Source organism: Parageobacillus toebii NBRC 107807 (assembly GCF_003688615.2).
GTDB lineage: Bacteria > Bacillota > Bacilli > Bacillales > Anoxybacillaceae > Parageobacillus_B > Parageobacillus_B toebii.
The window spans coordinates 883,934-909,812 of the sequence record NZ_CP049703.1; the positions used below are offsets into that span (position 1 = coordinate 883,934).

Genomic DNA, 25,879 nt, shown 5'->3' on the forward strand with positions numbered 1-25,879 from the left:
TTTTCGTTACTCCTGTTCTGGGTTGCGCAAATAATATCCGACTCCCCGTCGTGTGACAATCCATGAAGGGTGTGATGGATTATCTTCAATTTTTTCGCGGAGACGGCGCACCGTGACATCAACAGTACGAACATCACCGTAATAATCGTATCCCCATACGGTTTGCAACAGGTGCTCCCTTGTCATGACTTGTCCAATATGTTTTGCCAAATAATGCAGCAATTCAAACTCGCGATGCGTTAATTCAATCGTTTCTCCTCGTTTCGAAACGATGTATGCATCAGGACGAATGACGAGAGAACCGATAATAATTTCATTCGTATCGTTCGTTTCTTCCTGTGCAACAATTTGTGTATGACGGCGTAAATTCGCTCTTACCCGCGCTAACAGCTCTCTCGTACTGAACGGCTTTGTTACATAGTCATCCGCCCCTAATTCTAAACCAAGTACTTTATCAATCTCTGAATCTTTTGCAGTTAACATAATAATTGGCATATCGTATTTTTTCCGTACTTCCCGACAAACTTCCATACCGTCTTTTTGCGGAAGCATAATATCAAGCAAAATAAGATCCGGCATTATTTCCTCGACTTTTTGCAACGCTTCTTCTCCATCGTAAGCACAAATTACCTCATATCCTTCTTTTTGCAAATTAAATTGCAAAATATCCGCAATCGGCTTCTCATCATCAACAACGAGAATTCGTTTTTCCATCATTCTCTTCACATCCTTCCTTTTACGATGGAATCAGAATAGATTTACCATTATTAATTTATCATGTTATCAAAATGAAATCACTCATAACCATTTGCCATTTAAAGAAGAAACAAAAAGAAAAGCATAGATACATTGCTGCATCTACGCTTTTATTATACATATTATAAATATTTCACGCATATACGCTGCGAACAACATTTGTTTGCGAACGATCTGGACCGACAGAGAAAATCGATAACGGAATGCCCGTTAATTGAGAAATGCGTTCTACATAATGGCGGGCGTTGACTGGCAGTTCGTCCAGACTTTTTACACCGGTAATATCTTCTGACCATCCTGGAAGTTCCTCATAAATTGGCTCACATTCCGCTAGCACTTTTAAGCTTGCCGGAAATTCTTCGATCACTTTTCCTTTATAGCGATAAGCAACACATATTTTTAACGTTTCAATACCAGTAAGAACGTCAATCGAGTTTAACGATAAATCTGTAATACCGCTAACCCGACGAGCATGGCGAACAACAACGCTATCAAACCAACCGACACGGCGTGGACGGCCTGTCGTTGTTCCATATTCACGGCCGACTTCTCGGATGCGGTCGCCAATTTCATCATGTAATTCTGTCGGGAATGGACCGTCGCCGACACGAGTCGTATACGCTTTTGCAACCCCGACGACATGTTTAATTTTCGTTGGTCCGACGCCAGCACCGATCGTCACGCCACCGGCGACTGGATTTGAGGAAGTAACAAATGGATAGGTTCCTTGGTCAATATCAAGCATGACGCCTTGTGCGCCTTCAAAGAGAACACGGCGCCCTTCATCAAGAGCGTTATTTAACACTACAGACGTATCGCAAACATATTTGGCAATTTGTTGTCCATATTCGTAATATTCATCTAAAATATCTTCTAGCTTAAATCCTTCGACGCCGTATACTTTTTCAAAAAGGACATTTTTCTCTTGCAAATTACGAGCCAATTTTTCTTCAAATACTTCGCGATCTAACAAATCGACAATGCGGATGCCGACGCGCGCCGCCTTATCCATATACGCAGGTCCGATCCCTTTTTTTGTCGTGCCGATTTTGTTTGCGCCTTTCCGCTCTTCTTCGAGTTCATCCAGTTTTAAATGGTATGGCAAAATAACATGCGCACGATTGCTAATGCGTAAATTATCAGTTGAAATGCCGCGATCGTGCAAATATTTCAACTCCGCCACTAATGCTTTCGGGTCAACTACCATTCCATTTCCGATGACACAAATTTTATCTTTATAAAAAATTCCGGACGGAATTAAATGCAATTTATACTTCTCTCCATTAAAGACAATCGTATGCCCAGCATTGTTTCCGCCTTGGTATCTTGCAATGACTTCCGCATTTTCTGATAAAAAGTCAGTAATTTTCCCTTTTCCTTCATCGCCCCATTGCGTCCCGACAACGACGACTGACGACATGGCGAGCACCTCCACCTTTAACTCGATATAAACATTGTAAGTGTAGCAGTTTTTCAAGGGAAAGTCAATAAAACACGAACATTTATATATATTAATCATTTATTATTCGTGTATTAACCTCTCCTACCTTCATTCCATAAAGAGGTGGGAGTTTCTTACTACCTCTATCGAAAAAGCTTCCGCGTAGAATAAAGGTGATCTCCTTCTACTCGAGCCTGCATCGGGAGGCTTCTCGTGAAAATGAAAAAATATAAGGTGCCTCTAAAAAAAGCGGCACCTGTTCTTCATTATGCTCCTGGCGGAATTTGCGCATCATCAAAACGGCGTTCCAAATTAACGAACTTGTTGTATTCTTTAATAAATGCAAGCTGTACGGTCCCGACTGGGCCGTTCCGCTGTTTGGCAATAATGATCTCAATAATATTTTTATTCTCCGAATCTTTATTGTAATAATCGTCGCGGTATAAAAAGGCGACAATATCCGCATCTTGCTCGATGCTTCCGGATTCACGGATATCGGACATCATCGGCCGCTTATCTTGGCGCTGCTCGACGCTTCGAGAAAGCTGGGATAAAGCGATCACCGGCACTTCTAATTCACGAGCCAACGCTTTTAAAGAACGGGAGATTTCCGAAACTTCTTGTTGGCGGTTTTCTCTATTTCTGCCACTTCCTTGAATGAGCTGCAAGTAGTCGATGACAACCATGCCAAGACCGCTTTCTTGCTTTAAGCGGCGGCATTTGGCGCGAATATCGCTGACACGGACGCTAGGCGTATCATCGATATAAATGCCGGCGTTCGACAAGCTTCCCATCGCCATCGTTAGCTTGCCCCAGTCTTCCGGCGTTAACCTCCCTGTCCGTAAATTTTGCGCGTTGATATTTCCTTCCGCGCACAACATCCGCATCACTAGTTGCTGGGCGCTCATTTCCAAACTAAAAATCGCGACGTTTTCATTCGTCTTTGTCGCTACGTTTTGCGCAATATTTAAAGCAAATGCCGTTTTCCCTACAGAAGGACGGGCCGCAACAATAATAAAATCGCTGCGCTGAAATCCCGATGTCATGCGGTCAAGCTCGGTAAATCCAGTCGGGATTCCCGTCACCTCGCCTTTTCGATTATGGAGCATTTCAATATTATCGTACGTCTGCACAAGGACATCTTTAATATTTTTAAATGCGCCTGAATGTTTGCGCTGTGAAATCTCCATGATTTTCTGTTCTGCTTCGTCAAGCAAAACATCTACTTCATCTTCTCTTGTGTAACCGTCTTGCGCAATCGACGTGGCGGTGCGAATCAAGCGGCGCAACACCGATTTTTCTTCCACGATGCGCGCGTAATATTCAACGTTTGCCGCCGTTGGTACAGCATCGGCCAGTTCGCTTAAGTATGACACTCCGCCGACTTCTTCCAATTGCTGCGTATCGGCAAGCTCCGCCGTCACTGTGACTAAATCGACAGGCTCTCCTTTATCCGCAACGCGAAGCATCGCATGGAAAATTTTTTGATGGGAAGCACGATAAAAATCTTCCGGAATTAAAATTTCCGAAGCTAATGTTAAGGCGGAAGGATCAAGAAATATAGCACCTAACACAGCCTGTTCCGCCTCGATGCTTTGCGGAGGAATTCGTTCTGAAAATAGATCGTTCATGTGATTTCACCACCTTTTTCCCCCGTTTTTCCTGCCATAAGAAAAATGTGATTATATGAGGAAAACATCCTCATAAAATCACATTTTATTCTCATGTTACCGATATTGATGGGGAAACGAATTTACTTTTGTTCGGTCACATGTACTTTTAATGTTGCTGTGACTTCCGGATGAAGTTTTACAGGTACATTCGTATATCCTAATGAACGAATGGCATCGTCCAGTTCGATTTTACGCTTATCAATTTTAATTTGGTGCTGGGATTGAAGAGCTTCAGCAATTTGTTTGCTTGTAATCGATCCAAATAAACGACCGCCTTCCCCAGCTTTCGCGGACAATTCCACCGTTATTTGTTCTAGCTTTTCTTTTAATTGTTTTGCTTTTGCAAGCTCCTCTTCCGCTTGCCGTTGTTCTTTTCGTTTTTGCGCCTCTAGCGCTTTTATGTTTGCTGGTGTTGCTTCAATGGCAAGCCCTTGTTTAAAAAGGAAATTGTTTGCGTATCCGTCAGCGACGTTTTTAATTTCCCCTTTTTTTCCTTTTCCTTTTACATCTTTAAGAAAGATGACTTTCATGATTCCTTACCTCCTTCTAGATAATCATCAATTGCTGCTCGCAGGCGCTGTTCTGCTTCTTCTATCGTTATATCGGAAAGCTGTGTAGCAGCATTGGTTAAATGGCCGCCTCCTCCTAAGCTTTCCATAATGATTTGAACATTGATATCTCCTAAGGAGCGAGCACTAATGCCAATCGTTTGGTCCGTTCGCTTTGAGATAACAAACGAAGCAACGACTCCGCTTAATGTTAATAGCGTATCAGCCGCTTGGGCAATTAACACTTGATCATATGTTTCTGTTGGATCCCCTTTTGCAATGGCGATTCCTCTCGAATCGATAGACGCATTTTCAATAATTTTTGCCCGCTTTACATAATTTGTGATACTTTCTTTTAGCAATTTTTGCACTAAAACAGTGTCAGCGCCTTGAGCACGTAAATAAGAAGCAGCATCAAACGTCCGTGAACCTGTGCGAAGCGTAAAACTTTTCGTATCAACCACAATTCCTGCAAGAAGCGCCGTCGCCTCCAACATCGACAGCTTCATCCGTTTTGGCTGATATTCTAACAGTTCAGTCACCAGTTCAGAAGTGGAAGACGCATATGGTTCCATATAAACAAGAATCGGATCATTAATAAATTCTTCACCGCGACGATGATGGTCAATAACAACAATATGATCTGTACGGTATAATAATCTTTCTTCTACGACTAATGAAGGACGGTGCGTATCAACAACAATAACCAACGTATCCTCTGTAACCAACTCAAGCCCTTGTTCTGGCTTAATAAATCTTGACCATAGCTCCGAATGCTTTTTCAATTCCTCAATTAAACGTTGTGCCCCAGAATTCGTTCGTGCCGTATCAATGACGATAAATCCCTCTTTTTGATTGGATTGTACTAGCTTTAAAATTCCGATAGCAGCTCCAAGTGCGTCCATATCTGGGTATTTATGCCCCATAATCAGCACTTTGTCGCTTTCTGTAATCAATTCCCTAAGCGCATGAGAAATGACACGGGCACGAACCCTTGTACGTTTCTCCATTGGATTGGTCTTTCCACCATAAAACTTCACTTTCCCGTTGCCTTGTTTAATGGCAACCTGGTCGCCGCCGCGGCCTAGCGCTAAATCTAAACCGGATTGTGCCAACAATCCCAATTCCGGAAGCGATGATACACCAGTGCCAATCCCAATACTTAACGTTAACTGGACATTATATTTCATCGTCTGTTCACGGACTTCGTCTAAAATGGAAAACTTGCTTTTTTCCAATTGCTTGAGAATATGCTCATTCAAGACAGCGATAAACCGCTCGGACGACGTCCGTTTTAAAAATAGCCCATAATCATTCGCCCATTTGTTCAAAATGGACGTCACATGGCTATTCATCTGGCTTTTCGCCTGGTCATCCATTCCTTGTGTAATTTCATCATAATTATCAAGGAAAATAATGGCTAATACTAATCGTTCTGCCTCATATTGTTTTTGTAATTCTACCTGCTCCGTCACATCGAAAAAGTAAAGAAGCCTTTCCTCGCGTCTTATAATGACTTTAAATTGCCTTCCATGAATGTTAATGATTTCTTCATTTATTTGCTCCTGCTTCAATAAAACGACTAATGGATCAGAAAGATCATATAACGAACGGCCTATTAACGTCTGCTCTTTAAAGCAAGAAGCTAAAAATTGATTCGCCCATTCTACCTCATAGTCATCATTAATCAACATGATTCCAATGGGCATTTCCATTAATGCTTCTTCGCCAACTTTTTTAATTCGATACGACAAGTTGGAAATATATTGCTCAAGCTCTGCATATAATGACCGTTGTGAATGGATCACGTAATAAAGTACAAAACCAAGGAGCAAAAAGCTAACTATCCCTAATATCCATTGAAAATAAAACAAAAACGCTGCAAAAACAACCGATAATGCAATAAAAGCGTATAAGGGATAGCGATACGCTTTCCTTTCATAAAAATGAGACATTCAAAAGTCAGCTCCTACATAGAAAAATAATCTGCCTTATTCAATTATCATATGCGTTTTCGCAAATCAAATCCTAAATCAATTATACCTAATATCGCGATAAGATAAAGTAAAAAAGGCAGGAATAAGCATAGGATCGTTCCACCGATCACGATTCCTTTCGGTACATTCTTTTTATTGGCAGCATAATACAAGAAAGAAAACCCTTGAACAATAAAAAGCAGCTGTAATAAATAATATACGTTTAAAACGGCAAGATAGGCAAATGTTCCTTTTTCTAACGGAATGAATGAAATAACAAGCACGAGCAAATAGCACCATAATAAGCTTTTTGGTAATGTAAAATCACGAAACGGAGGCCACGTGCCGACTGGCAGCTTTAATCGTTTTAAAATTGGGATAGAGACGGCCATTGTTACGTAGGCAAGCAAGAAAGCAGCGATGACAAACAACGTCGGGGTTACGTATTTTATAAGTTCCAATCCTTGTTCAAATTGTTCCTGTAATTGTTTTGTCGGCGTTTGCCCCATTCCTTTCATAATTTGCATCGCAGTGTGAAATGATTGGCGAAATGCTGAGAGCGTTTCCTGAATGATATCCATCTGCAAAAATTTTACGGAGATGACATAATCGATGACTATGTTCATAAGAAATATAAGCGCGCTCGTCAGTAAAATCATATAACGGCTTTTATTTTTGGCAAGCATTCCCCCAATCGCAATCCCTGCTGTTCCAAACATCAATGCAACCGGCAAGGAAAGAAGCGAACCAATCAGCGTAGAAATAATAAGCGAAGCCACAAGCAAAAGAAGTGCATATGCATAACCGTGCCTCATCGTAAAAATCATAAACGGCAGCGATAAAAATAATATAGCAATCATCCCTAACAGCGGTACATATAGGGAAACTAAAAATAAAACGGCAAACAAAGCAAGCTGAATCGCCGCCTCCGTAATGATGTGCGTTTTTCGCAATTTTCCATTCTCCCTCCTTACGTCCATCGTATCACAATGACGGAGAAATAAATAGAAAAAGCAGTAAGGATTTCCCCCTTACTGCTTTCGTATTTTATTCGTCTGCTACGTATGGCAATAATGCCATTTGACGAGCGCGTTTAATAGCAACCGTCAATTTACGTTGATATTTCGCGCTTGTGCCAGTAACACGGCGAGGTAAAATTTTGCCGCGCTCCGAAATGAATTTCTTTAACAAGTCTACATCTTTATAGTCGATATGTGTAATTCCGTTCGCTGTGAAATAGCATACTTTCCGACGTTTTGCGCGTCCGCCTTTACGTCCTGCCATCATATATCCTCCTTTCTCCTTTATCTTTATCCGATCAAGGCGCCTTTTGCTTTTTGATTAAAACGGTAGGTCATCATCCGAAATATCGATCGTTTGACCATCGTTTGCAAAAGGATCTTCATCTATGCGACTAAAATCTTTTTCGTTTGGATTGCGATGGTTCTGATCTGGTCCAAATGGGAATGGCTCCCCATAGTAGCCGCCTGCTGCCACTCCACGCTGTTCTGCGCTACTTTTCGGCTCAAGAAATTGGACGCTATCAGCAACCACTTCCGTCACATATACACGTCTTCCATCTTGACCTTCATAGCTGCGGGTTTGTAAACGACCGTCTACTCCGGCTAAACTTCCCTTTTTTAAGAAATTCGCGACATTTTCGGCTTGACGACGCCAAACAACGCAGTTAATAAAATCCGCTTCACGTTCACCTTGCTGGTTTGTAAACGGACGATTGACAGCAAGCGTAAACGTGGCAACAGCCACCCCACTTGGAGTATAGCGTAATTCCGGATCTCTCGTTAACCTTCCTACAAGAATTACGCGATTAATCATCAGAACCACCTCTTAATGTTTAAAAAAAATTATTTTTCTTCTTTTACGACAATATGACGGATAATATCGTCGCTGATTCTTGCTAAACGGTCAAACTCTTGCACCGCTTTTGGCTCAGAGACGACATTCAAAATCATGTAATGACCGTCACGGTATTTTTTAATTTCATATGCTAAGCGGCGTTTGCCCCAATCCGTCACATTTGTAATTTCCGCACCATTTTCTTTTAAAATATTATTGAAACGATCCACTACTGCTTGTCTCGCTTCATCGTCTAAATTTGGGCGGATAATGTACATGATTTCGTACTTTCTCACGCTAGTCACCTCCTTTTGGTCTAAACGGCCCTTTTGATAAGGGCAAGGAGTAAAAGATTACTCACATTTTTTGATTATATCATGCTAGAAAACGATAAGCAATATTAAACATTGAAGCGGAAATAAATAATATCGCCATCTTGTACTTCATAATCTTTTCCTTCCAACCGGATTTTTCCTGCCTCGCGTGCCGCCGCCATCGACCCAGCTGCGATTAAATCCTCGTAAGAAACCGTTTCCGCACGAATAAATCCCCGTTCAAAATCGGAGTGAATAATTCCCGCGCACTCTGGCGCTTTCATCCCTCGGCGAAACGTCCATGCGCGCACTTCTTGTTCCCCTGCAGTGAAGAACGTTGCCAATCCAAGCAAGTTATATGATGCACGAATTAATTGATCTAGACCCGATTGTTGAATGCCAAGTTCTTGTAAAAACAACTCTTTTTCCTCATCATCCAATTGAGCGATTTCTTCTTCAATTTTCGCGCAAACAACAATCACTTCAGCATTGTCGCTTTTCGCAAATTCGCGAACTTGTTTGACGAACGGGTTGGCATCTGGACTAGCGACATCCTCTTCACCGACATTAGCAACATATAACATCGGTTTGATCGTTAATAGGTGAAGCTGCTTGACTACTTTCATTTCTTCCTCTGTAAATGAAAGCGTACGCGCTGGTTTTCCTGCTTCGAACGTTTCTTTCAGGCGCACCAGAATATCATATTCAAAAACGGCGTCTTTATCTTTTTGTTTCGCTATTTTGCCGACGCGGTCTATGCGTTTATCGACCGTTTCTAAGTCGGCGAAAATTAGCTCTAAATTAATCGTTTCAATATCCGCAAGCGGATCGACTCTTCCCGCTACATGGGTGATATTTTCATCCGTAAAACAACGAACGACTTGACAAATGGCGTCGACTTGGCGAATGTGCGATAAAAATTTATTCCCAAGCCCCTCTCCTTTACTTGCCCCTTTGACAATTCCGGCAATATCGGTAAATTCAAACACGGTCGGTACCGTACGTTGCGGTTTGAACATTTCCGTCAACACTTTCAACCGCTCATCCGGCACTTCAACAATACCAACGTTTGGTTCAATTGTACAGAAAGGATAATTAGCAGATTCTGCTCCCGCTTTTGTAATCGCATTAAATAGCGTCGACTTTCCGACGTTCGGCAAACCGACGATTCCTGCTGTTAATCCCATAATTTTTCCACTCCTCTTTTCCGTTCACATCTTTCCTCATTATAGTGAGTCCAAAAGAAAATGACAAGCGCATTCGTAAGCTAGTCATTTCTTTAGTTTTTCAATATTCACTAAGCAGTCGTATAATGTGCTTCCGCATCCGTTATCAGATTCGCGGTCCGATGTTAATACATTGACAGCACCGCCAAACTTCACCCATTGCCCCTCATCGATATTGATCTCGCAAGAATTTTTACCGTTCCAATTAATTCGCCTCGGTCGTTAAACACTCTTGCTTTATCTCCTTCCGCCAATCCTCTCTCCTTGGCCACATCTTTTGATACTTCAATTTTGATCGATTGAATGGATTCAACAAGATGGTAATGTTGCGAATGGTTGGAGCGAAGCGGATGAATGGTTAATAAACGATACGCTCTGGAAGCGCAAGCGCGGCAATATCAAAACATTGTCCGACTTGTAGATTGCCGAAGTTCGCCCCGCCCCCCGGAATGCCAACATTGCCGCTTATCGCTACAAGCGCGTCAATCCAGCGAATCGTATTGCCGCCATTGGCATATCGCTGCATGCCAAGCCCTAAATATGTCGCAGTTGGACGCTCTCCGTAAATAACAGCTAATTGCGTCATCACGTTGCGGTCTACTTCCGTGAGACGCTCAATTTTTTCCATCGTTATACTTTCCAGTACCGCCTCGACATCGGCAAACCCAGCGGTATGCTGTTCAATAAACGCGCGGTCTTCCAAACCTAAGCGCAGCATTTCTTTTATAATTCCCATCGCCAAAAACGCGTCCATCCCCGGTTTGACCGATATATACATGTCGGATGTGTTTCATCTCCGTCTACTTTTGTTGCTTTTCCGTTTTGAATCATTACTTTTAATCCGCACACATCCTAACAATTTAACGGGCACGATGTGACGCGTATCTCTTCCATAACTCTCCTCTCCTTTTCGTTATAGAAAGAGCATGAGGTCGTTACTCCTCATGCTTGACTAACACTTTTTTCATCTTTCGTACAAATTCTTTTCGCGGAAGCAGCACGCTATGGGCGCAACCTTCGCATTTGATGCGAATATCGGCGCCTAAACGAATCACTTTCCAGCGGTTTGTTCCGCACGGATGCGGCTTTTTCATTTCCACGATATCGTATAATCCAAACTCTTTATTTTCCATTGGCTCACCCCCGTCTTTTGCTTAGGCGTTTCCCTTTGCTTGCTGAGCAGATTGTTTTTCTTGTTCATTGCGATCATGAAGAACAAGGCGTGGATATGGGATTTTAATTCCTTTTTCATCTAAATGCATTTTTACTTCTTTGCGAATCGCTCTTGCTACGGAAACGTGGCGCATTGGTTTCGTTTCACAAGTAATACGCATGACCACTTCAGAATTCGTTAAATTTTGAACGCCTAACAACTCAGGCGGGGCAACCATATCTTCATATTTTGCCGGCAATTGCGGCAGAAGTTCGAGAATCGCTTCCTCTACCTTTTCAATGTCCTCTTCATAAGCGATGTTGACATCCACTACCGCAATGCTATTATTCAAAGAATAATTCGTCACTTGCGCAATACTTCCATTTGGCAGAATATGAACTTCCCCTGTCCAACTTCTAATTTTGGTTACCCTTAGGCCAATTGCCTCAACATATCCTTCAAAATTACCTATTCGTACATAATCCCCAACCGCAAACTGATCCTCAAAAATAATAAAAAATCCGGTAATGACATCTTTCACTAAGCTTTGCGCGCCAAAACCGACAGCAAGTCCAACAATACCAGCACCTGCCAAAATTGCTTTTACTTCCACGCCAAACGTATCTAAAATCATAATCAGCGCAATAAAATATAGTACGTACGTAATCACATTATCAAGAAGCCGCAACAACGTTGCTTCCCGCCGCTCCGAAATGCGGATTGGAGCTTTTTGCCGCATTTTAAAAATATTATGGATCGCAACTTTTAAAACCTTCGTCACAATCATGCATAATACTAAAATAATAATGATTTTGAGCGTTCCTGCCCCTAATTTCACCCAAAAATCTTCATTTGCGGCAAATCCAAATAAAGGGTCTAAAATCTTTTTCACTGTATCCAATGTTGTTCACACCTCTGCATCATTTTACGCTTTGCATCAACTATTTTAACAAGATTACAAATCAATTTGTAGCAATAAACATAATGTATATAATTTTCGTTTTTTCCGTATACTGTTAATACTTTGATGACAATTAGGAGTGGGTATGATGAGTATACCATCTATTTTTTTCTCATCCAAAGATGATAGAGAGCGTATTTTTCATGATGAACAAGGAGCTTCTACATTAATAGCGCTGCGGCTTATTTCACTGCTTCCTTCCCCTTTATCGCAGCCTGCCGCTATTGTTTGTATCGGTACGGATCGCTCTACCGGCGATTCGCTCGGGCCGCTTGTTGGTACGATGCTAAAAGAAAAGCACCTTTCTCACTTCCATGTATATGGGACATTGGAAGAGCCGATCCATGCCGTAAACCTAGAAGAAAAAATCACCGCGATTCGTTCAATTCATGACGACGTATTCATGATTGCAATTGACGCTTGCTTAGGACGGCTCAAAAGCGTTGGCGCCATTACGATCGCAAAAGGGCCGGTACGGCCAGGCGCCGGGGTGAATAAACAGCTTCCACCTGTCGGTGATCTTCATATTACCGGAGTAGTGAACGTTAGCGGATTTATGGAATTTTTCGTTTTGCAAAATACTCGTCTTCATCTTGTGATGAACATGGCAAAAACGATCGCCAACGGCATTTATGAGGCGGATCGAAAATTAAGCCGAAAGGAATTTTGGACGAATACAACCATCGTCAAAGACTCCCAACAGCCATTCTAATCATAAAAAATCCCCTCTTTGTTGTGATGAACAAGAAGGGGGTTCTTTGTTTTTAAAAAAAATGAAGAACGGAAACCGCGAAAGCAGTTACTATAATGCTAGGCAGCAAATTCGCTACACGTATGTTCGTAATACCAAGCATATTTAAACCAATCGCCATAATTAAAATTCCTCCTGTTGCCGTCGATTCAGTAATGAACGAATCGACAATTTCTTTTGGCACCCATCGCTCAATTTGCGTCGCAAGCAGCGCGATTCCTCCTTCATACATCATGACAGGAATCGCCGAAAAAATAACGCCAATACCGAGTGTTGTTGTTAAAATAATACTCGTGAAGCCATCTAAAATCGATTTTGTATACAAGACGCGATGGTCGCCGCGCAATCCACTATCAAGCGCGCCAACAATCGCCATTGCTCCAATGACAAATAATAATGTGGCGCTGACAAATCCTTTTGCGATATTTCCTTCTTGGTCCCCTCCTACTTTTTTCTCGACCCATTCACCGAGCTGATTTAGTTTTTGGTCCCAATCCCATATTTCTCCTAACACTCCGCCAAAAACAAGACTAAAAATGACAATGAGAAATTGTTCGCTTTTCATCCCCATTTGAATTCCTAGCAACGCTACGGCAAGCCCGATTCCTCCCATCACCGTTGCTTTTAATCGTTCCGGGATATGTTGGAATAATTTCCCTAGCAATGACCCGACCACAATACAAATTCCATTTACAATCGTCCCTAATAGTACCACGATGCGTTTCCTCCCGTTCATTACCATAAAAAAATAAACCACCAAAGATGATGGCCTACTTATTCATCCAATCGCACATCTAACAATTCTAGTATTCTTTCTAAATCTTCAGAAGAGAAAAATTCAATCTCAATTTTTCCTTTTTTTTCGAGTTTGTTTAATCGTTACATTCGTTCCAAATTTTTCCCTTAATAAAGATTCACTTTCCTTCAGAAAAACGCTTTTTTCCACCGGTTTTCGCTTTGGTGTTTCACGTGAAACATTTTTATTCATTTCTTGAATGAGCTTTTCTAGTTGGCGGACGTTTAACTGCTCGCGAATAATACGGTCAACAACGAATTTCATCTTATTTTTGTGCTTCAGCCCTAACAGCGCACGGCCATGCCCCATCGAAAGCGTTCCATCTACAAGCATCTTTTGTACGTCCTTTGGCAACGTCAATAAACGAAGATGGTTGGCGATATGAGGGCGGCTTTTTCCTACGCGGCTGGCAATCTCTTCTTGTGTAAGCTGCAGCTTTTCCATTAACATTTTATAAGCCATTGCCTCTTCAATCGGATTTAAATCTTCACGCTGCAAATTTTCCAACAGAGCCAGTTCCATCATTTGCTCATCTGTCAATTCACGCACGACAACCGGAACGGTTTTTAAATTCGCTTCTTTTGCGGCGCGATAACGCCGTTCCCCAACGACAATTTCAAACCCTTTTATACTTTTCCGCACGATCAATGGCTGCAAAATCCCGTGCTGCAAAATCGACTGCTTTAATTCTTCAATCGCTTCCTGATGAAACACTTTCCTCGGCTGATAAGGGTTTGGGTGAAGTTCGCGGATATCCACTTCTTTTATTGTTTCTTCTTCCTTTAACGTCAAATTGGAAAACAACGCATCAATTCCTTTGCCAAGACCTTTAGCCACGCTCTAACACCTCCTTCGCCAATTCTAAATATACTTCCGCGCCCCGTGATTTGACATCGTACAAAATAATTGGTTTTCCATGGCTCGGCGCTTCACTTAACCGGACGTTTCGCGGGATGATCGTGTTATATACTTTTTCGCGGAAATATTTTTTTACTTCTTGAATAACTTGAATACCTAAATTCGTACGGGCATCCAGCATCGTTAACAAAACGCCTTCAAGCCGTAAATCATGATTTAAATGTTTTTGTACAAGCCGAATCGTATTTAAAAGCTGACTAAGTCCTTCAAGCGCATAATATTCACATTGAACAGGAATAAGAACGGAATTGGCTGCCGTTAACGCGTTTAGCGTTAATAATCCCAATGAAGGAGGGCAGTCGATAATAATAAAGTCATATGCTTCCCGCAACGGATCGAGCGCATTTTTTAAACGAATTTCACGTGAAATAACCGATACGAGCTCAATTTCCGCCCCTGCTAATTGAATGGTTGCCGGGATAATATGTAAGTTTTCAATATTGGTTGGTCTTATCACATCTTTCGCTTTTAAATCCCCAATAATAACGTTATAAATACACTCATCGACGTCTCCTTTTTCAATTCCGATTCCGCTCGTCGCATTTCCTTGCGGGTCGATATCCACAAGTAATACTTTTTTTCCAATATGCGCTAAACAAGCTGCTAAATTAACCGCTGTCGTCGTCTTTCCGACTCCGCCTTTTTGATTTGCGATTGCAATTACTTTGCCCACGATGCCACCTACCTCTAATTCTTACTCATATTGTTTATTTTAACATGAAACAAATAAAATGGACTTGTTTTCTATTTATAGAAAGAAAAAAACCCCATCAAAGATAACTTGATGAGGCAAAACATTCTTCGGTTCATTACTTTTTCGGAATGCGAATCGTAATTTGATAATAGTCTTCAAATTCTTCTTCTTCTGAATCAACAGCAACGCCGCTGTTTGCCACCATGGTGAGCGACTGCCGGATGGTGTTGACGGCGATGCGCATATCTTTACTAAATGCTTTTCGTTTTGGTTTCGGTTTCGGATTCGCCGCTTCTAGCATTTTCAATACACGATCTTCCGTTTGTTTCACGTTTAATTGCTTATCAATGATTTCTTGCAACAATTTTAATTGCTTTTCTTTATCTTTTAAGACGATTAATGCGCGTGCATGACGTTCCGTAATGGTTCGATGCAACAAAGCTTCCTGCACTTCTTGCGGCAGCTTCAGCAGACGCAGTTTATTTGCGATCGTCGATTGTCCTTTTCCAAGCCGTTGCGCTAACGCCTCTTGTGTCAAATTATGTAGCTCTAATAGCTTCGCATACGCCATCGCTTCCTCAATCGGCGTCAACTCTTCACGCTGCAAATTCTCAATTAACGCTACTGAAGCGGTTTCTTTGTCATTTAGATTTTTAATAATCGCTGGAATTTCCGACCAACCGAGCTTTTGAACGGCGCGCCATCTTCGTTCTCCTGCAATAATTTCAAACTTTCCATCCTCGCACTCGCGGACAACAATCGGCTGGATAATGCCATGCGTATGGATCGTTAATGCAAGTTCTTCAATTTTTTCTTCGTCAAAAATCGTCCGTGGCTGAAAGCGGTTTGGAACAATTTTAGAAACCGGAATTTTTCTTACTTCTTCTTTTTCTTGTTTTTCCATCGTCTCTTCCTGTTCCTTTTCTCCAAAGCTAAAGAAGCGAGAGAAAGGATGCTTCATTCCCCTTACACCACCTTTAAAAACTCTCCCCTAGATTGTAAAAAATTCATTGAATTGGTTGCTTATTTGGCATTCCCGGTTTGCGAGGATATTTGTTTGGCGTATTTCTCACTTTTTGAATAAAAATAATCGTTCGTTCACTTTGTTCTATCGGCAGCATAAACCGCTCGATCGCGGAAATTTCCCCGCCAAGCACATCAATCGCTTTTTTCCCTTGTTCCAATTCTTCCTGTGCCGAGGCGGCTTTCATGGCAATAAAGGTGCCATTCACTTTGACAAGCGGAAGACACAACTCGCTTAATACGGACATTCGCGCCACTGCCCTTGCAGTGACAATATCAAATGATTCGCGGAATTCTTTTTTTCTTCCAAACGTTTCGGCCCGATCGTGATAAAAGGCGACATCGGTTAATCCTAACTCGGCTGCTAAATGCTCGAGAAAGGTGATGCGCTTTTGCAATGAATCGACAATCGACAATTTCAGATGCGGAAAACAAATTTTTAACGGAACGCTTGGAAATCCTGCACCTGCGCCTACATCGCAAATGGATAATGATTGGGAAAAATCATAGTAAAAAGCCGGAGAAAGAGAATCAAAAAAATGTTTTAAATACACGCTGGGCTTGTCCGTGATGGCAGTTAAATTCATCTTTTCATTCCATTCCATTAACAACTCATAATACCGCTCAAATTGTGCCAATGCTTGAGAAGAGAGAGAAATCCCTTTCTCCTCAAGCATGGTATGAAACTGTGCTGTATCCATACGCCAATCCTTTCCCTAATTTTTATTCATTCGACACTCGTGCGATTCTTCCTTGTTCTAAATACACTAATAATATCGAAATATCGGCAGGATTTACCCCTGAGATGCGCGAAGCTTGTGCAATCGACAATGGTCGGACTTGTTTTAGTTTTTGCCGCGCTTCTGTTGCTAAGCCGTGAATGGCATCATAATCGATATCTTCTGGAATCTTTTTATTCTCCATTTTTTTGAGTCGTTCGACTTGTTGCAACGATTTTTGAATATATCCTTCGTATTTAATTTGAATTTCTACTTGTTCCGCCACTTCCGGTGAAATTTCTTCTTCCGCCGGAGCAAGCTGTTTAATATGTTCATATGTCATTTCCGGACGACGCAACAAGTCCGCGGCGCGAATACCGTCTTTTAGCTCGCTTCCTCCTGCTTGGCGAATCACATCTTGTACTTCTTTAGTTGGTTTGATGATATAGGACTTTAGCCGTTTTTTCTCTCTTTCGATCGCTTCTTTTTTCGCCAAAAATTTTTGATAACGTTCCTCAGAAATAAGGCCGATTTTATACCCAAGTTCGGTCAGACGCAAATCAGCATTGTCATGGCGAAGAAGCAAGCGATATTCCGCACGGGATGTCAACAATCGATATGGTTCATTCGTTCCCTTTGTGACAAGATCGTCAATCAACACGCCAATATAAGCATCCGAACGACTTAAAATAATTTCTTCTTTTCCAAACGCCCGATGCGCTGCGTTAATGCCAGCGATAATTCCTTGTCCCGCCGCTTCCTCATATCCGGACGTTCCGTTAATTTGTCCAGCTGTATACAAGTTTTTCACTAGTTTTGTTTCCAACGTTGGCCACAATTGAGTTGGAACGATTGCGTCATATTCAATCGCATAGCCCGCCCGCATTAATTGCGCCTTTTCAAGACCAGGAATCGTCGTAAGCAGCTGCCGTTGAATATGCTCCGGCAAGCTTGTCGACAATCCTTGCACATATACTTCTTCCGTTTCGCGTCCTTCTGGTTCTAAAAAGATTTGGTGGCGCGGTTTATCATGGAAACGCACGATTTTATCTTCAATCGATGGGCAATAACGCGGACCCGTTCCTTTGATCATTCCGGAATACATTGGCGATAAATGTAAGTTTTCGTCGATAATCCGATGTGTCTCTGGCGTTGTATACGTAAGCCAGCATGGCAATTGGTCGGTAATATATTCCGTCGTTTCATACGAAAATGCCCGCGGAACATCGTCACCTGGCTGAATTTCCGTTTTGCTATAATCAATCGTGCGGCTGTTGACGCGCGGCGGTGTTCCTGTTTTAAAGCGGACAAGCTCAAAACCAAGCTCTTCTAAATGCTCGGACAACTTAATCGATGGCTGTTGATTGTTCGGTCCGCTGGAATACTTAATGTCTCCAATAATAATTTCTCCGCGCAAAAATGTCCCTGTCGTAATAACAACCGTTTTTGCATAATAATGTGCTCCCGTCTGGGTAACAACCCCTTTGCACACACCGTCTTCCACGATCAAACGTTCCACTTTTCCTTGCAATAATGTAAGATTTTCTTGATTTTCAAGCGTTTTTTTCATTTCGCGTTGATATAACACTTTGTCTGCTTGCGCTCGCAATGCCCGCACCGCTGGACCTTTTCCAGTGTTGAGCATCCGCATTTGGATGTACGTTTTATCAATATTTTTTGCCATTTCCCCGCCTAACGCATCAATTTCACGAACAACAATTCCTTTTGCTGGACCGCCGATCGATGGATTGCATGGCATAAATGCGATCATATCAAGGTTTAATGTAATCACTAACGTTTTCGCACCAATGCGCGCTGCCGCTAACGCCGCTTCGCATCCAGCATGGCCGGCGCCAACGACAATGACGTCATATGAACCTCCATGATAATCCATACAGCTTACGTACCTCCTTCGTTATTTTCCTAAACAAAATTGTGAAAACAGTTGATCAATTAAGCTTTCGTGCACCGTATCCCCAATAATTTCTCCAAGAAGCTCCCATGCTTTTGTTAAATCGATTTGTACAAGATCGACCGGCATTCCCGATTCAATTCCAGAAATCGCATCCTCTATCGCCTTTTTGGCTTGATGAAGCAAGGCGATATGACGCGAATTCGAAACATACGTAAGATCACCTGCTTCGACAGAGCCGCTGAAAAACATTTCAGAAATGGCTGTTTCTAAATCTTCAATCCCTTTTTCTTGCAATAGAGATGTCGTAATAATCGGGCGGCCGTCCGCTAATTGTTTGACCCGATCCATATCGATATTTTTTGGTAAATCTGTTTTATTAACGATAACGATGAAATCCATCCCTTTTACCATTTCAAAAAGCTTTTCATCTTCTTCCGTCAACGGCTCATGATAATTTAGCACAAGCAAAATTAAATCAGCTTCCTTCAACATTTGTCGCGAACGTTCTACACCAATTCGCTCGACGACATCCTCCGTTTCGCGAATTCCCGCCGTATCGATTAACCGAAGTGGGACGCCGCGGACATTCACGTACTCTTCGATCACGTCGCGCGTCGTTCCAGGAATATCCGTTACAATCGCCTTATTTTCGTGCACAAGCGCATTTAATAACGATGATTTCCCGACATTCGGCCTTCCTATAATGACCGTTGCCAAACCTTCGCGCAGAATTTTGCCTTGTTGCGCGGTTTGCAGCAATTTTTCAATTTGCTCCCGCACGTATTGCGCCTTCTCCATTAACAGATGCGGCGTCATCTCTTCCACATCATCATATTCTGGATAATCAATATTCACTTCCACATGGGCAAGTGTTTCTAAAATCGTCTGCCGCAGTTTTCGAATTAATTTCGATAAGCGTCCTTCCATTTGCTGCAGCGCCACGTTCATCGCTCGGTCCGTTTTCGCCCGAATCAAATCAATGACCGCTTCCGCTTGAGATAAGTCAATCCGTCCGTTTAAAAATGCGCGTTTTGTAAATTCTCCTGGCTCAGCAAGCCGCGCCCCATTAGTTAATACGAGCTGCAGCACACGATTAACCGATACTAAACCACCGTGGCAATTAATTTCAACAACATCTTCCCTTGTAAACGTCTTTGGCGCTCGCATCACCGATACCATTACCTCTTCGACCGTCTGGCCGCTTTTTGGATCCACAATATGACCGTAATGAATCGTATGTGACGGAACGTCTTTAAGACGCTTTCCGCTTGGAGTTTGAAAAATGCGGTCAGCGATCGCAATCGCTTCGTCGCCGCTCAGTCTGACAATCGCGATTGCTCCTTCTCCCATCGGCGTGGAGATCGCAGCAATCGTATCAAATTCCATCAATTCCTCACCTCTTTTTGCTGACAAAAAGCCAATCTATCTATATGTTAGACAACTACCGTTGTCAATAACGATCTATCCACAATTTTTTCGTTAATCATTTCAATTTTAACTTATCCACATGTGAATAACAACATGAAGTGCTCATCCTTAAACCTAAAAAATGTAAACAAAAAAAGAAGAAAAAGAGGCTGCCTCGCTTGTTTCAGAGATAGCCCCTTTTCATCAATGTGGATTTACATGATTGGAGATACTACAACATAACGATGTGGTTCTTCTCCAACCGAATAAGTAGTTACTTTTTTATAGTTCGCTAACGCATTATGAATAATTTTTCGTTCATGCGCTGGAAGCGGCTCCAACTTTACTTCTTTTCCAGTTTTTATCGCTTTTTCCGCTAACTTCTGCGCCAGCTGAATCAGCGTTTTTTCTCTTCGTTCCCGATAATTTTCCGCATCGACGATAATGGAAACATATTCTTTTGCATAGCGGTTTGCGACAAGCTGAGTCAATAATTGCAATGAATTTAATGTTTGTCCATGTTTTCCGATCAATAAACCTACTTGTTCTCCTGTGATCATGAATGTTATCCGCTTGCCATCTTGTTGCTTCTCTATTTTTGCTGCTGTTACTCCCATCTGTTTTACAACATTTTTTAAAAATAACTCTGCTTCTTCTACTGGATCTATCATAAGTTTTGCTTTTACCACTGCAGGTCTGCTTCCAAAAATCCCAAACAGCCCTTTTCTTCCTTTATCCAACACCGTAATTTCTGCACGATCCCTCGAAACACCGAGCTGTTGCAGCGCTAACTGCACAGCTTCATCTACGGTCGCGGCGGTCGCGGTTACTTCTTTCACTTTTTCTTTCCTCCTGAATGAGCAGAGTCCACATTCGGCCCTTTAATGAAATACGTTTGCACAATAGAGAAAATATTCCCGACTACCCAATAAAGCGATAAAGCAGCTGGGAAATTAATCGCGAAAATCACGATCATAATCGGCATCATCCAAAGCATCATCGCCATTTGCGGATTTTGTTGTCCAGCGCCAGCCATCATTATTTTTTGTTGGATAAATGTCGTAATCCCTGCGACAATCGGTAAAATAAAATATGGGTCTTTTTCGCCGAGATCAAACCATAAAAAGTTATGTTCCGCAATTTCTCTCGTACGCATAATGGCATGATAAAATCCAATTAAAATCGGCATTTGAATAAGAATTGGGAAACAACCTGCCATCGGGTTTACACCGTGTTTTTGAAACAACAACATCATTTCTTGCTGGAGCTTTTGTTGTGTTTGCATATCCTTAGAGCTATATTTTTCCCGAAGCTTTTGTATTTCCGGTTGCAGCGCTTGCATCGCTTTCGCATTTTTTGTTTGCTGGATCATTAACGGTAAAATAAGCAAACGAATGAAGATGGTTACAATAACAATCGACAATCCAAAGTTTCCGCCTAAAGCATTAGCGACATATTTAATTAGCCAAGAGAGCGGGTAAACGATATACTCATTCCAAAAACCTTTGCTCTCCGGCGTAATTGGTTCGTTAATTTGCGTACAGCCCGATATGAGTGCAAGCAATGCCATTAACCCAACCGTTAACCAAATTCGCCTCTTCACCATCTTTTTCCTCCTAACCGACAAATTCACATTACCCTAAATATGTATTTTAGCATCATTTCAAACAAAATGGGCGCTCTTTTTTCAGCGAGAAACCGTAGCATCGGGAGTAAAATAGATGCCTTATTTTATATCTCTTTTCAGCGCGCCCGCCTTGCGCAATACATGCAGCAAGCTTTTCTTCACCTCAAAATATGTCATTTCTGCAACTGGGAGCCTAGCAATAATCACATAATCTTTTTGAGGCATAATATCGTCTTTCATCTCCAAAAAAACTTGTCGAATGTAACGTTTAATTCGATTTCTTACAACCGCCTTCCCAAGCTTTTTACTCACTGATAAACCGATCCGGAAATACGGTTGTTCAGGACGGTCAAGCATATAAATAACAAACTGTCGATTCGCCATCGATGTACCGCGCTGGAACACTTCTTGAAATTCTTTGTTTTTCTTTATGCGATACTTTTTCTTCATCGTGCGGAAACACTCCATCTTTTTCAATCTCTATAATCACTATCCTCTTGAGAAAAAAGACCACTGAAGTTTCAGTGGCCTATGCGGATAATACTTTTCTTCCTTTACGACGACGACGCGCAAGCACTTTTCTGCCATTTCTCGTACTCATGCGCGCACGGAACCCATGAACTTTGCTGCGCTTCCGTTTATTTGGTTGGTATGTCCGTTTCATCTATGACACCTCCCTGAGGAATAACTGTTACGGGCAGTCTTTCTAATTATATTGAACAATCTAGCAAAATGTCAACCGCTCCAGGATTTTTCCTTCGTTCACGAAGTTGTGGATAATTTTTTAGACACCATTTTACATATCCACATAATTTATCGACAATTTTTTCACATCTTTCACCTATGTGGATAATTATTTTTTCACAACGTCTTTCTTTTGTGGATAATTTTAAAAATCCATTGCAACATGCTAGTTTATTTGCTATTATTATTGTGTTTTCATTATGGATAATTGTGTGAATAAAAAAAATTATCCACATTTTGTGGATATGTTGTGGATATGTTTTTTCACAACTTGTTTATAAAGTTATCCACATGTAGTGGATTTTGTCGAAATACCATCTTTTTTCCTTATTATTATGTTATTTCCACAGATTCTTTTTTTAAACGATTCAAAGGAGGGGGCAACGGGTGGAAAACATCCATGATTTATGGAATCGTGTGCTCGGGGAAATCGAAAAGAAAATTAGCAAGCCAAGCTTTGAAACTTGGTTAAAATCAACAAAAGCCCACTCTTTACGAGGTGACACGCTTGTCATCATAGCCCCAAACGAATTTGCAAGAGACTGGCTTGATTCCCGCTACTCTCGCTTGATTGCTGAAACCATTTACGACATCACTGGAGAAGAACTGTTGATCAAGTTCATTACTCCCCCTAATCAATCCGAAGATGATTTTGAATTTCAGCGATCTTCGAAAAAGCATCGAAAGTCATACGAGGAATCAACGGATTTTCCGCAAAGCATGCTGAATCCAAAATATACGTTCGACACGTTTGTCATCGGTTCCGGCAATCGTTTTGCCCATGCAGCTTCTTTAGCGGTGGCAGAAGCGCCGGCGAAAGCATATAATCCGCTATTTATTTACGGCGGGGTTGGCTTAGGCAAAACGCATTTAATGCACGCGATCGGCCATTACGTCATTGAACATAATCCGTCCGCGAAAGTAGTGTATTTATCATCAGAAAAATTTACAAATGAATTTATCAACGCGATTCGTGACAATCGCCCCGATGATTTTCGCAACAAATATCGGAACGTTGATGTCCTATTAATTGATGATATTCAGTTTTTAGCGGGAAAAGAACAAACTCAAGAGGAATTTTTCCATACGTTTAATACATTGCATGAAGAAAGTAAACAAATCGTTATCTCCAGCGATCGGCCGCCAAAAGAGATTCCGACATTGGAAGACCGCCTTCGCTCACGGTTTGAATGGGGGCTTATTACGGATATCACTCCTCCTGACTTAGAAACGAGGATCGCTATCCTCAGAAAGAAAGCAAAGGCGGAAGGATTTGATATTCCGAATGAAGTGATGCTGTATATCGCTAATCAAATTGACTCTAACATTCGTGAGCTGGAAGGAGCCCTCATACGCGTTGTAGCTTACTCATCGCTGATCAATAAAGAAATTACTGCTGATTTAGCGGCAGAGGCGTTAAAGGATATTATTCCGAGTACAAAACCAAAAGTCATTACCATTCAAGATATTCAACGCGTTATCGGCCAGCATTTCAATATTAAACTAGAAGATTTTAAAGCTAAGAAAAGAACGAAATCTGTCGCTTTTCCGCGCCAAATCGCTATGTACCTTTCGCGAGAACTTACCGATTGTTCATTGCCGAAAATTGGTGATGAATTTGGAGGCCGTGACCATACGACGGTCATTCATGCCCATGAAAAAATTTCTAAGCTTCTCCAAACAGATGCTCAATTGCAAAAACATATAAAAGAGATTGAAGAGAAACTAAAGCAATTGTGAATAACTAGTGAATGGTTACACACAGTCTATCCACATGTGGACAGACTGTGTTTCCTTTACTTTTTTTACTTATCCACATTTCAACAAGCATTATTACTAGTATTACGATTTTATTCTTTATTTTTATTATAAAAAAATAATTTATTTCCCTAATCATTGTAGGAGGCCTTACGTGATGAAAATCAAAATTGATCGAGAAGCGCTAGTTCAAAGTGTTCAAGATGTTATGAAAGCTGTGTCCCCCCGTACGACGATTCCGATTTTGACTGGAATTAAAATTGCGGCAACTTCACAAGGAGTAACATTAACAGGAAGCGATTCCGACATTTCGATTGAATCTTTTATTCCTACAGAAGAAGAAGACAAAGTGCTTGTCGAAGTAGTAGAAACCGGAAGTATTGTGCTGCAAGCTCGCTTTTTTTCAGAAATCGTAAAAAAACTACCGGAAAATACGATTGAAATTGAAGTACAGCCTAATTTTTTAACGGTGATCCGTTCCGGAAAAGCGGAGTTCAGTTTAAACGGTCTTGACGCGGAAGAGTATCCAAGACTTCCGCAAATTGAGGAAGAAAATGTTTTTAAAATTCCTACTGACTTGTTAAAAACAATCATTCGTCAAACCGTATTTGCTGTTTCTACTTCAGAGACAAGACCGATCTTGACAGGTGTAAACTGGAGAATCGAAAATGGGGAATTAATCTGTACTGCAACAGACAGCCATCGTCTTGCATTACGAAAAGCAAAAATAGAAACGGAAAACCAGCAATCGTATAACGTTGTCATTCCGGGAAAAAGTTTAAATGAATTGAGCAAAATCTTAGATGATAGCAACGACCCGGTTGATATTGTCATCACGGCGAATCAAATTTTATTTAAAACAAAACATTTATTGTTTTTCTCTCGATTGCTTGATGGAAATTATCCAGAAACTACCCGGCTTATTCCAACAGATAGCAAAACCGATATTATCGTTAACGCAAAAGAGTTTTTACAAGCCATTGACCGCGCATCTTTATTAGCAAGAGAAGGAAGAAACAATGTTGTGAAACTGACAACGCTAAATGACGGCATTATTGAAATTTCTTCTATTTCTCCGGAAATCGGAAAAGTAACGGAAGAAATTCAAAGTGAATCGATCGAAGGAGAGGAATTAAAGATTTCCTTTAGCGCAAAATATATGATGGATGCACTAAAAGCGCTTGATGGCACCGACATTCAAATTAGCTTTACTGGTGCAATGCGTCCATTTTTACTTCGTCCTCTCCATAGCGACTCTATGCTTCAGCTTATTTTACCAGTAAGAACGTATTAACGTTTATGAAAGCTGCTAAGTTCTAGCAGCTTTCTTTGCTAATATTTTATTTTTTCGTTAAAATAAAGAGATGGGCAGTTTTTAGAAAGCGAGCGATGATGAATGGAAAAAAGAGTAACGATTACGACAGAAACGATTACGCTTGGTCAATTGCTAAAACTCATTCAAGCCGTTGGGACAGGCGGTGCTGTGAAATGGTTTCTGCAAACCAATGAGGTGCTTGTCAACGGAGAAAGAGAAAATCGGCGTGGACGGAAATTAAAAAATGGGGATATAGTCGAAGTCGAAGGACTTGGAACGTTTATTGTAACAAGGGCAGAGTAGGTGA

At 41.4% G+C, this 25,879-nt stretch carries 26 protein-coding genes and 2 pseudogenes; 4 read left to right on the forward strand and 24 right to left on the reverse strand.

The window, feature by feature from the left end; genetic code table 11:
* Window positions 1-6: 6 nt before the first annotated feature.
* The 13 genes and pseudogenes from yycF to DER53_RS04575 all read right to left on the reverse strand — a co-directional run bounded on the left by yycF (window position 7) and on the right by DER53_RS04575 (window position 11,845).
* Window positions 7-714, reverse strand: coding sequence for a response regulator YycF (gene yycF, locus DER53_RS04515; RefSeq protein ID WP_062754555.1), 708 nt, complete (start codon window positions 712-714; stop codon window positions 7-9).
* Between the two features lie 175 nt (window positions 715-889).
* Entirely contained in the window at window positions 890-2,176 is a 1,287-nt protein-coding gene (locus tag DER53_RS04520) for an adenylosuccinate synthase (RefSeq protein WP_015865406.1), read from the reverse strand.
* A gap of 287 nt (window positions 2,177-2,463) precedes the next feature.
* Window positions 2,464-3,828, reverse strand: a complete 1,365-nt coding sequence (dnaB, locus tag DER53_RS04525) for a replicative DNA helicase (RefSeq protein ID WP_062679392.1) — start codon at window positions 3,826-3,828, stop codon at window positions 2,464-2,466.
* A gap of 122 nt (window positions 3,829-3,950) precedes the next feature.
* Entirely contained in the window at window positions 3,951-4,400 is a 450-nt protein-coding gene (rplI, locus tag DER53_RS04530) for a 50S ribosomal protein L9 (protein WP_062679393.1), read from the reverse strand.
* The gene (locus DER53_RS04535; RefSeq protein ID WP_062754530.1) at window positions 4,397-6,373 is read right to left on the reverse strand and encodes a DHH family phosphoesterase; all 1,977 of its coding nucleotides are present in this window, start codon (window positions 6,371-6,373) and stop codon (window positions 4,397-4,399) included. Before DER53_RS04535 ends, rplI begins: the two co-directional genes overlap by 4 nt.
* 47 nt (window positions 6,374-6,420) lie before the next feature.
* A complete protein-coding gene (locus tag DER53_RS04540; protein WP_062754532.1) occupies window positions 6,421-7,347 on the reverse strand; it encodes a YybS family protein in 927 nt (308 codons plus the stop codon).
* A gap of 94 nt (window positions 7,348-7,441) precedes the next feature.
* A complete protein-coding gene (rpsR, locus tag DER53_RS04545) occupies window positions 7,442-7,681 on the reverse strand; it encodes a 30S ribosomal protein S18 (RefSeq protein WP_003253854.1) in 240 nt (79 codons plus the stop codon).
* A gap of 54 nt (window positions 7,682-7,735) precedes the next feature.
* Complete coding sequence (gene ssb / locus DER53_RS04550) at window positions 7,736-8,230, reverse strand: single-stranded DNA-binding protein (protein ID WP_062754533.1); 495 nt, start codon at window positions 8,228-8,230, stop codon at window positions 7,736-7,738.
* A gap of 29 nt (window positions 8,231-8,259) precedes the next feature.
* Window positions 8,260-8,547, reverse strand: a complete 288-nt coding sequence (gene rpsF, locus DER53_RS04555; protein WP_015865412.1) for a 30S ribosomal protein S6 — start codon at window positions 8,545-8,547, stop codon at window positions 8,260-8,262.
* A gap of 104 nt (window positions 8,548-8,651) precedes the next feature.
* On the reverse strand, window positions 8,652-9,752 hold the full coding sequence (gene ychF / locus DER53_RS04560; RefSeq protein ID WP_062754535.1) for a redox-regulated ATPase YchF: 1,101 nt from the start codon (window positions 9,750-9,752) through the stop codon (window positions 8,652-8,654).
* An 84-nt stretch (window positions 9,753-9,836) separates the two neighbouring features.
* Window positions 9,837-10,575 (reverse strand): annotated as a pseudogene (locus DER53_RS04565) (molybdopterin dinucleotide binding domain-containing protein); the annotation flags it as partial.
* Between the two features lie 151 nt (window positions 10,576-10,726).
* Window positions 10,727-10,924, reverse strand: a complete 198-nt coding sequence (locus DER53_RS04570; protein WP_015865414.1) for a DUF951 domain-containing protein — start codon at window positions 10,922-10,924, stop codon at window positions 10,727-10,729.
* Window positions 10,925-10,945: 21 nt separating this feature from the next.
* On the reverse strand, window positions 10,946-11,845 hold the full coding sequence (locus DER53_RS04575) for a mechanosensitive ion channel family protein (RefSeq protein ID WP_062754539.1): 900 nt from the start codon (window positions 11,843-11,845) through the stop codon (window positions 10,946-10,948).
* 148 nt (window positions 11,846-11,993) lie between these two features.
* Between DER53_RS04575 and yyaC the strand changes: the two genes are divergently transcribed.
* On the forward strand, window positions 11,994-12,617 hold the full coding sequence (gene yyaC, locus DER53_RS04580; protein ID WP_041269771.1) for a spore protease YyaC: 624 nt from the start codon (window positions 11,994-11,996) through the stop codon (window positions 12,615-12,617).
* A 52-nt stretch (window positions 12,618-12,669) separates the two neighbouring features.
* Here the strand turns inward: yyaC and DER53_RS04585 are convergent, their stop codons facing one another.
* From DER53_RS04585 to rpmH, 11 genes and pseudogenes are all read right to left on the reverse strand, one after another.
* Window positions 12,670-13,371 carry a DUF554 domain-containing protein gene (locus DER53_RS04585; protein WP_015865417.1) on the reverse strand — a complete coding sequence of 234 codons (702 nt, stop codon included), beginning with the start codon at window positions 13,369-13,371 and terminating at the stop codon, window positions 12,670-12,672.
* Window positions 13,372-13,430: 59 nt separating this feature from the next.
* Window positions 13,431-14,289 (reverse strand): annotated as a pseudogene (locus DER53_RS04590) (ParB/RepB/Spo0J family partition protein).
* Window positions 14,282-15,043 (reverse strand): ParA family protein, encoded by a 762-nt coding sequence (locus DER53_RS04595; RefSeq protein ID WP_015865419.1) that lies wholly within the window; start codon window positions 15,041-15,043, stop codon window positions 14,282-14,284. The pseudogene DER53_RS04590 and the gene DER53_RS04595 overlap by 8 nt, the downstream one beginning before the upstream one ends.
* Before the next feature lie 136 nt (window positions 15,044-15,179).
* Complete coding sequence (noc, locus tag DER53_RS04600) at window positions 15,180-16,025, reverse strand: nucleoid occlusion protein (protein ID WP_015865420.1); 846 nt, start codon at window positions 16,023-16,025, stop codon at window positions 15,180-15,182.
* A gap of 46 nt (window positions 16,026-16,071) precedes the next feature.
* On the reverse strand, window positions 16,072-16,788 hold the full coding sequence (gene rsmG, locus DER53_RS04605; RefSeq protein ID WP_015865421.1) for a 16S rRNA (guanine(527)-N(7))-methyltransferase RsmG: 717 nt from the start codon (window positions 16,786-16,788) through the stop codon (window positions 16,072-16,074).
* A 22-nt stretch (window positions 16,789-16,810) separates the two neighbouring features.
* Entirely contained in the window at window positions 16,811-18,700 is a 1,890-nt protein-coding gene (mnmG, locus tag DER53_RS04610) for a tRNA uridine-5-carboxymethylaminomethyl(34) synthesis enzyme MnmG (protein WP_015865422.1), read from the reverse strand.
* Between the two features lie 21 nt (window positions 18,701-18,721).
* On the reverse strand, window positions 18,722-20,107 hold the full coding sequence (mnmE, locus tag DER53_RS04615) for a tRNA uridine-5-carboxymethylaminomethyl(34) synthesis GTPase MnmE (protein ID WP_062754543.1): 1,386 nt from the start codon (window positions 20,105-20,107) through the stop codon (window positions 18,722-18,724).
* Between the two features lie 236 nt (window positions 20,108-20,343).
* Window positions 20,344-20,967 (reverse strand): RNA-binding cell elongation regulator Jag/EloR, encoded by a 624-nt coding sequence (jag, locus tag DER53_RS04620; RefSeq protein ID WP_015865424.1) that lies wholly within the window; start codon window positions 20,965-20,967, stop codon window positions 20,344-20,346.
* A complete protein-coding gene (gene spoIIIJ, locus DER53_RS04625; protein WP_062679404.1) occupies window positions 20,964-21,734 on the reverse strand; it encodes a YidC family membrane integrase SpoIIIJ in 771 nt (256 codons plus the stop codon). The genes jag and spoIIIJ overlap by 4 nt, the downstream gene beginning before the upstream one ends.
* 120 nt (window positions 21,735-21,854) lie before the next feature.
* Window positions 21,855-22,205, reverse strand: a complete 351-nt coding sequence (gene rnpA, locus DER53_RS04630) for a ribonuclease P protein component (protein WP_015865426.1) — start codon at window positions 22,203-22,205, stop codon at window positions 21,855-21,857.
* A gap of 79 nt (window positions 22,206-22,284) precedes the next feature.
* The gene (gene rpmH, locus DER53_RS04635; RefSeq protein ID WP_015865427.1) at window positions 22,285-22,419 is read right to left on the reverse strand and encodes a 50S ribosomal protein L34; all 135 of its coding nucleotides are present in this window, start codon (window positions 22,417-22,419) and stop codon (window positions 22,285-22,287) included.
* A 467-nt stretch (window positions 22,420-22,886) separates the two neighbouring features.
* Here rpmH and dnaA point away from each other — a divergent pair, with 467 nt between their 5' ends.
* The 3 genes from dnaA (at window position 22,887) to yaaA (ending at window position 25,875) form a co-directional block, all read left to right on the forward strand.
* Window positions 22,887-24,239, forward strand: a complete 1,353-nt coding sequence (gene dnaA / locus DER53_RS04640; protein WP_062754545.1) for a chromosomal replication initiator protein DnaA — start codon at window positions 22,887-22,889, stop codon at window positions 24,237-24,239.
* A gap of 175 nt (window positions 24,240-24,414) precedes the next feature.
* Entirely contained in the window at window positions 24,415-25,551 is a 1,137-nt protein-coding gene (gene dnaN / locus DER53_RS04645) for a DNA polymerase III subunit beta (protein WP_062754547.1), read from the forward strand.
* Between the two features lie 102 nt (window positions 25,552-25,653).
* Window positions 25,654-25,875: a S4 domain-containing protein YaaA gene (gene yaaA / locus DER53_RS04650; RefSeq protein ID WP_012748782.1), complete on the forward strand. Its 222-nt coding sequence runs from the start codon at window positions 25,654-25,656 to the stop codon at window positions 25,873-25,875.
* The last annotated feature ends 4 nt before the right edge of the window (window positions 25,876-25,879 follow it).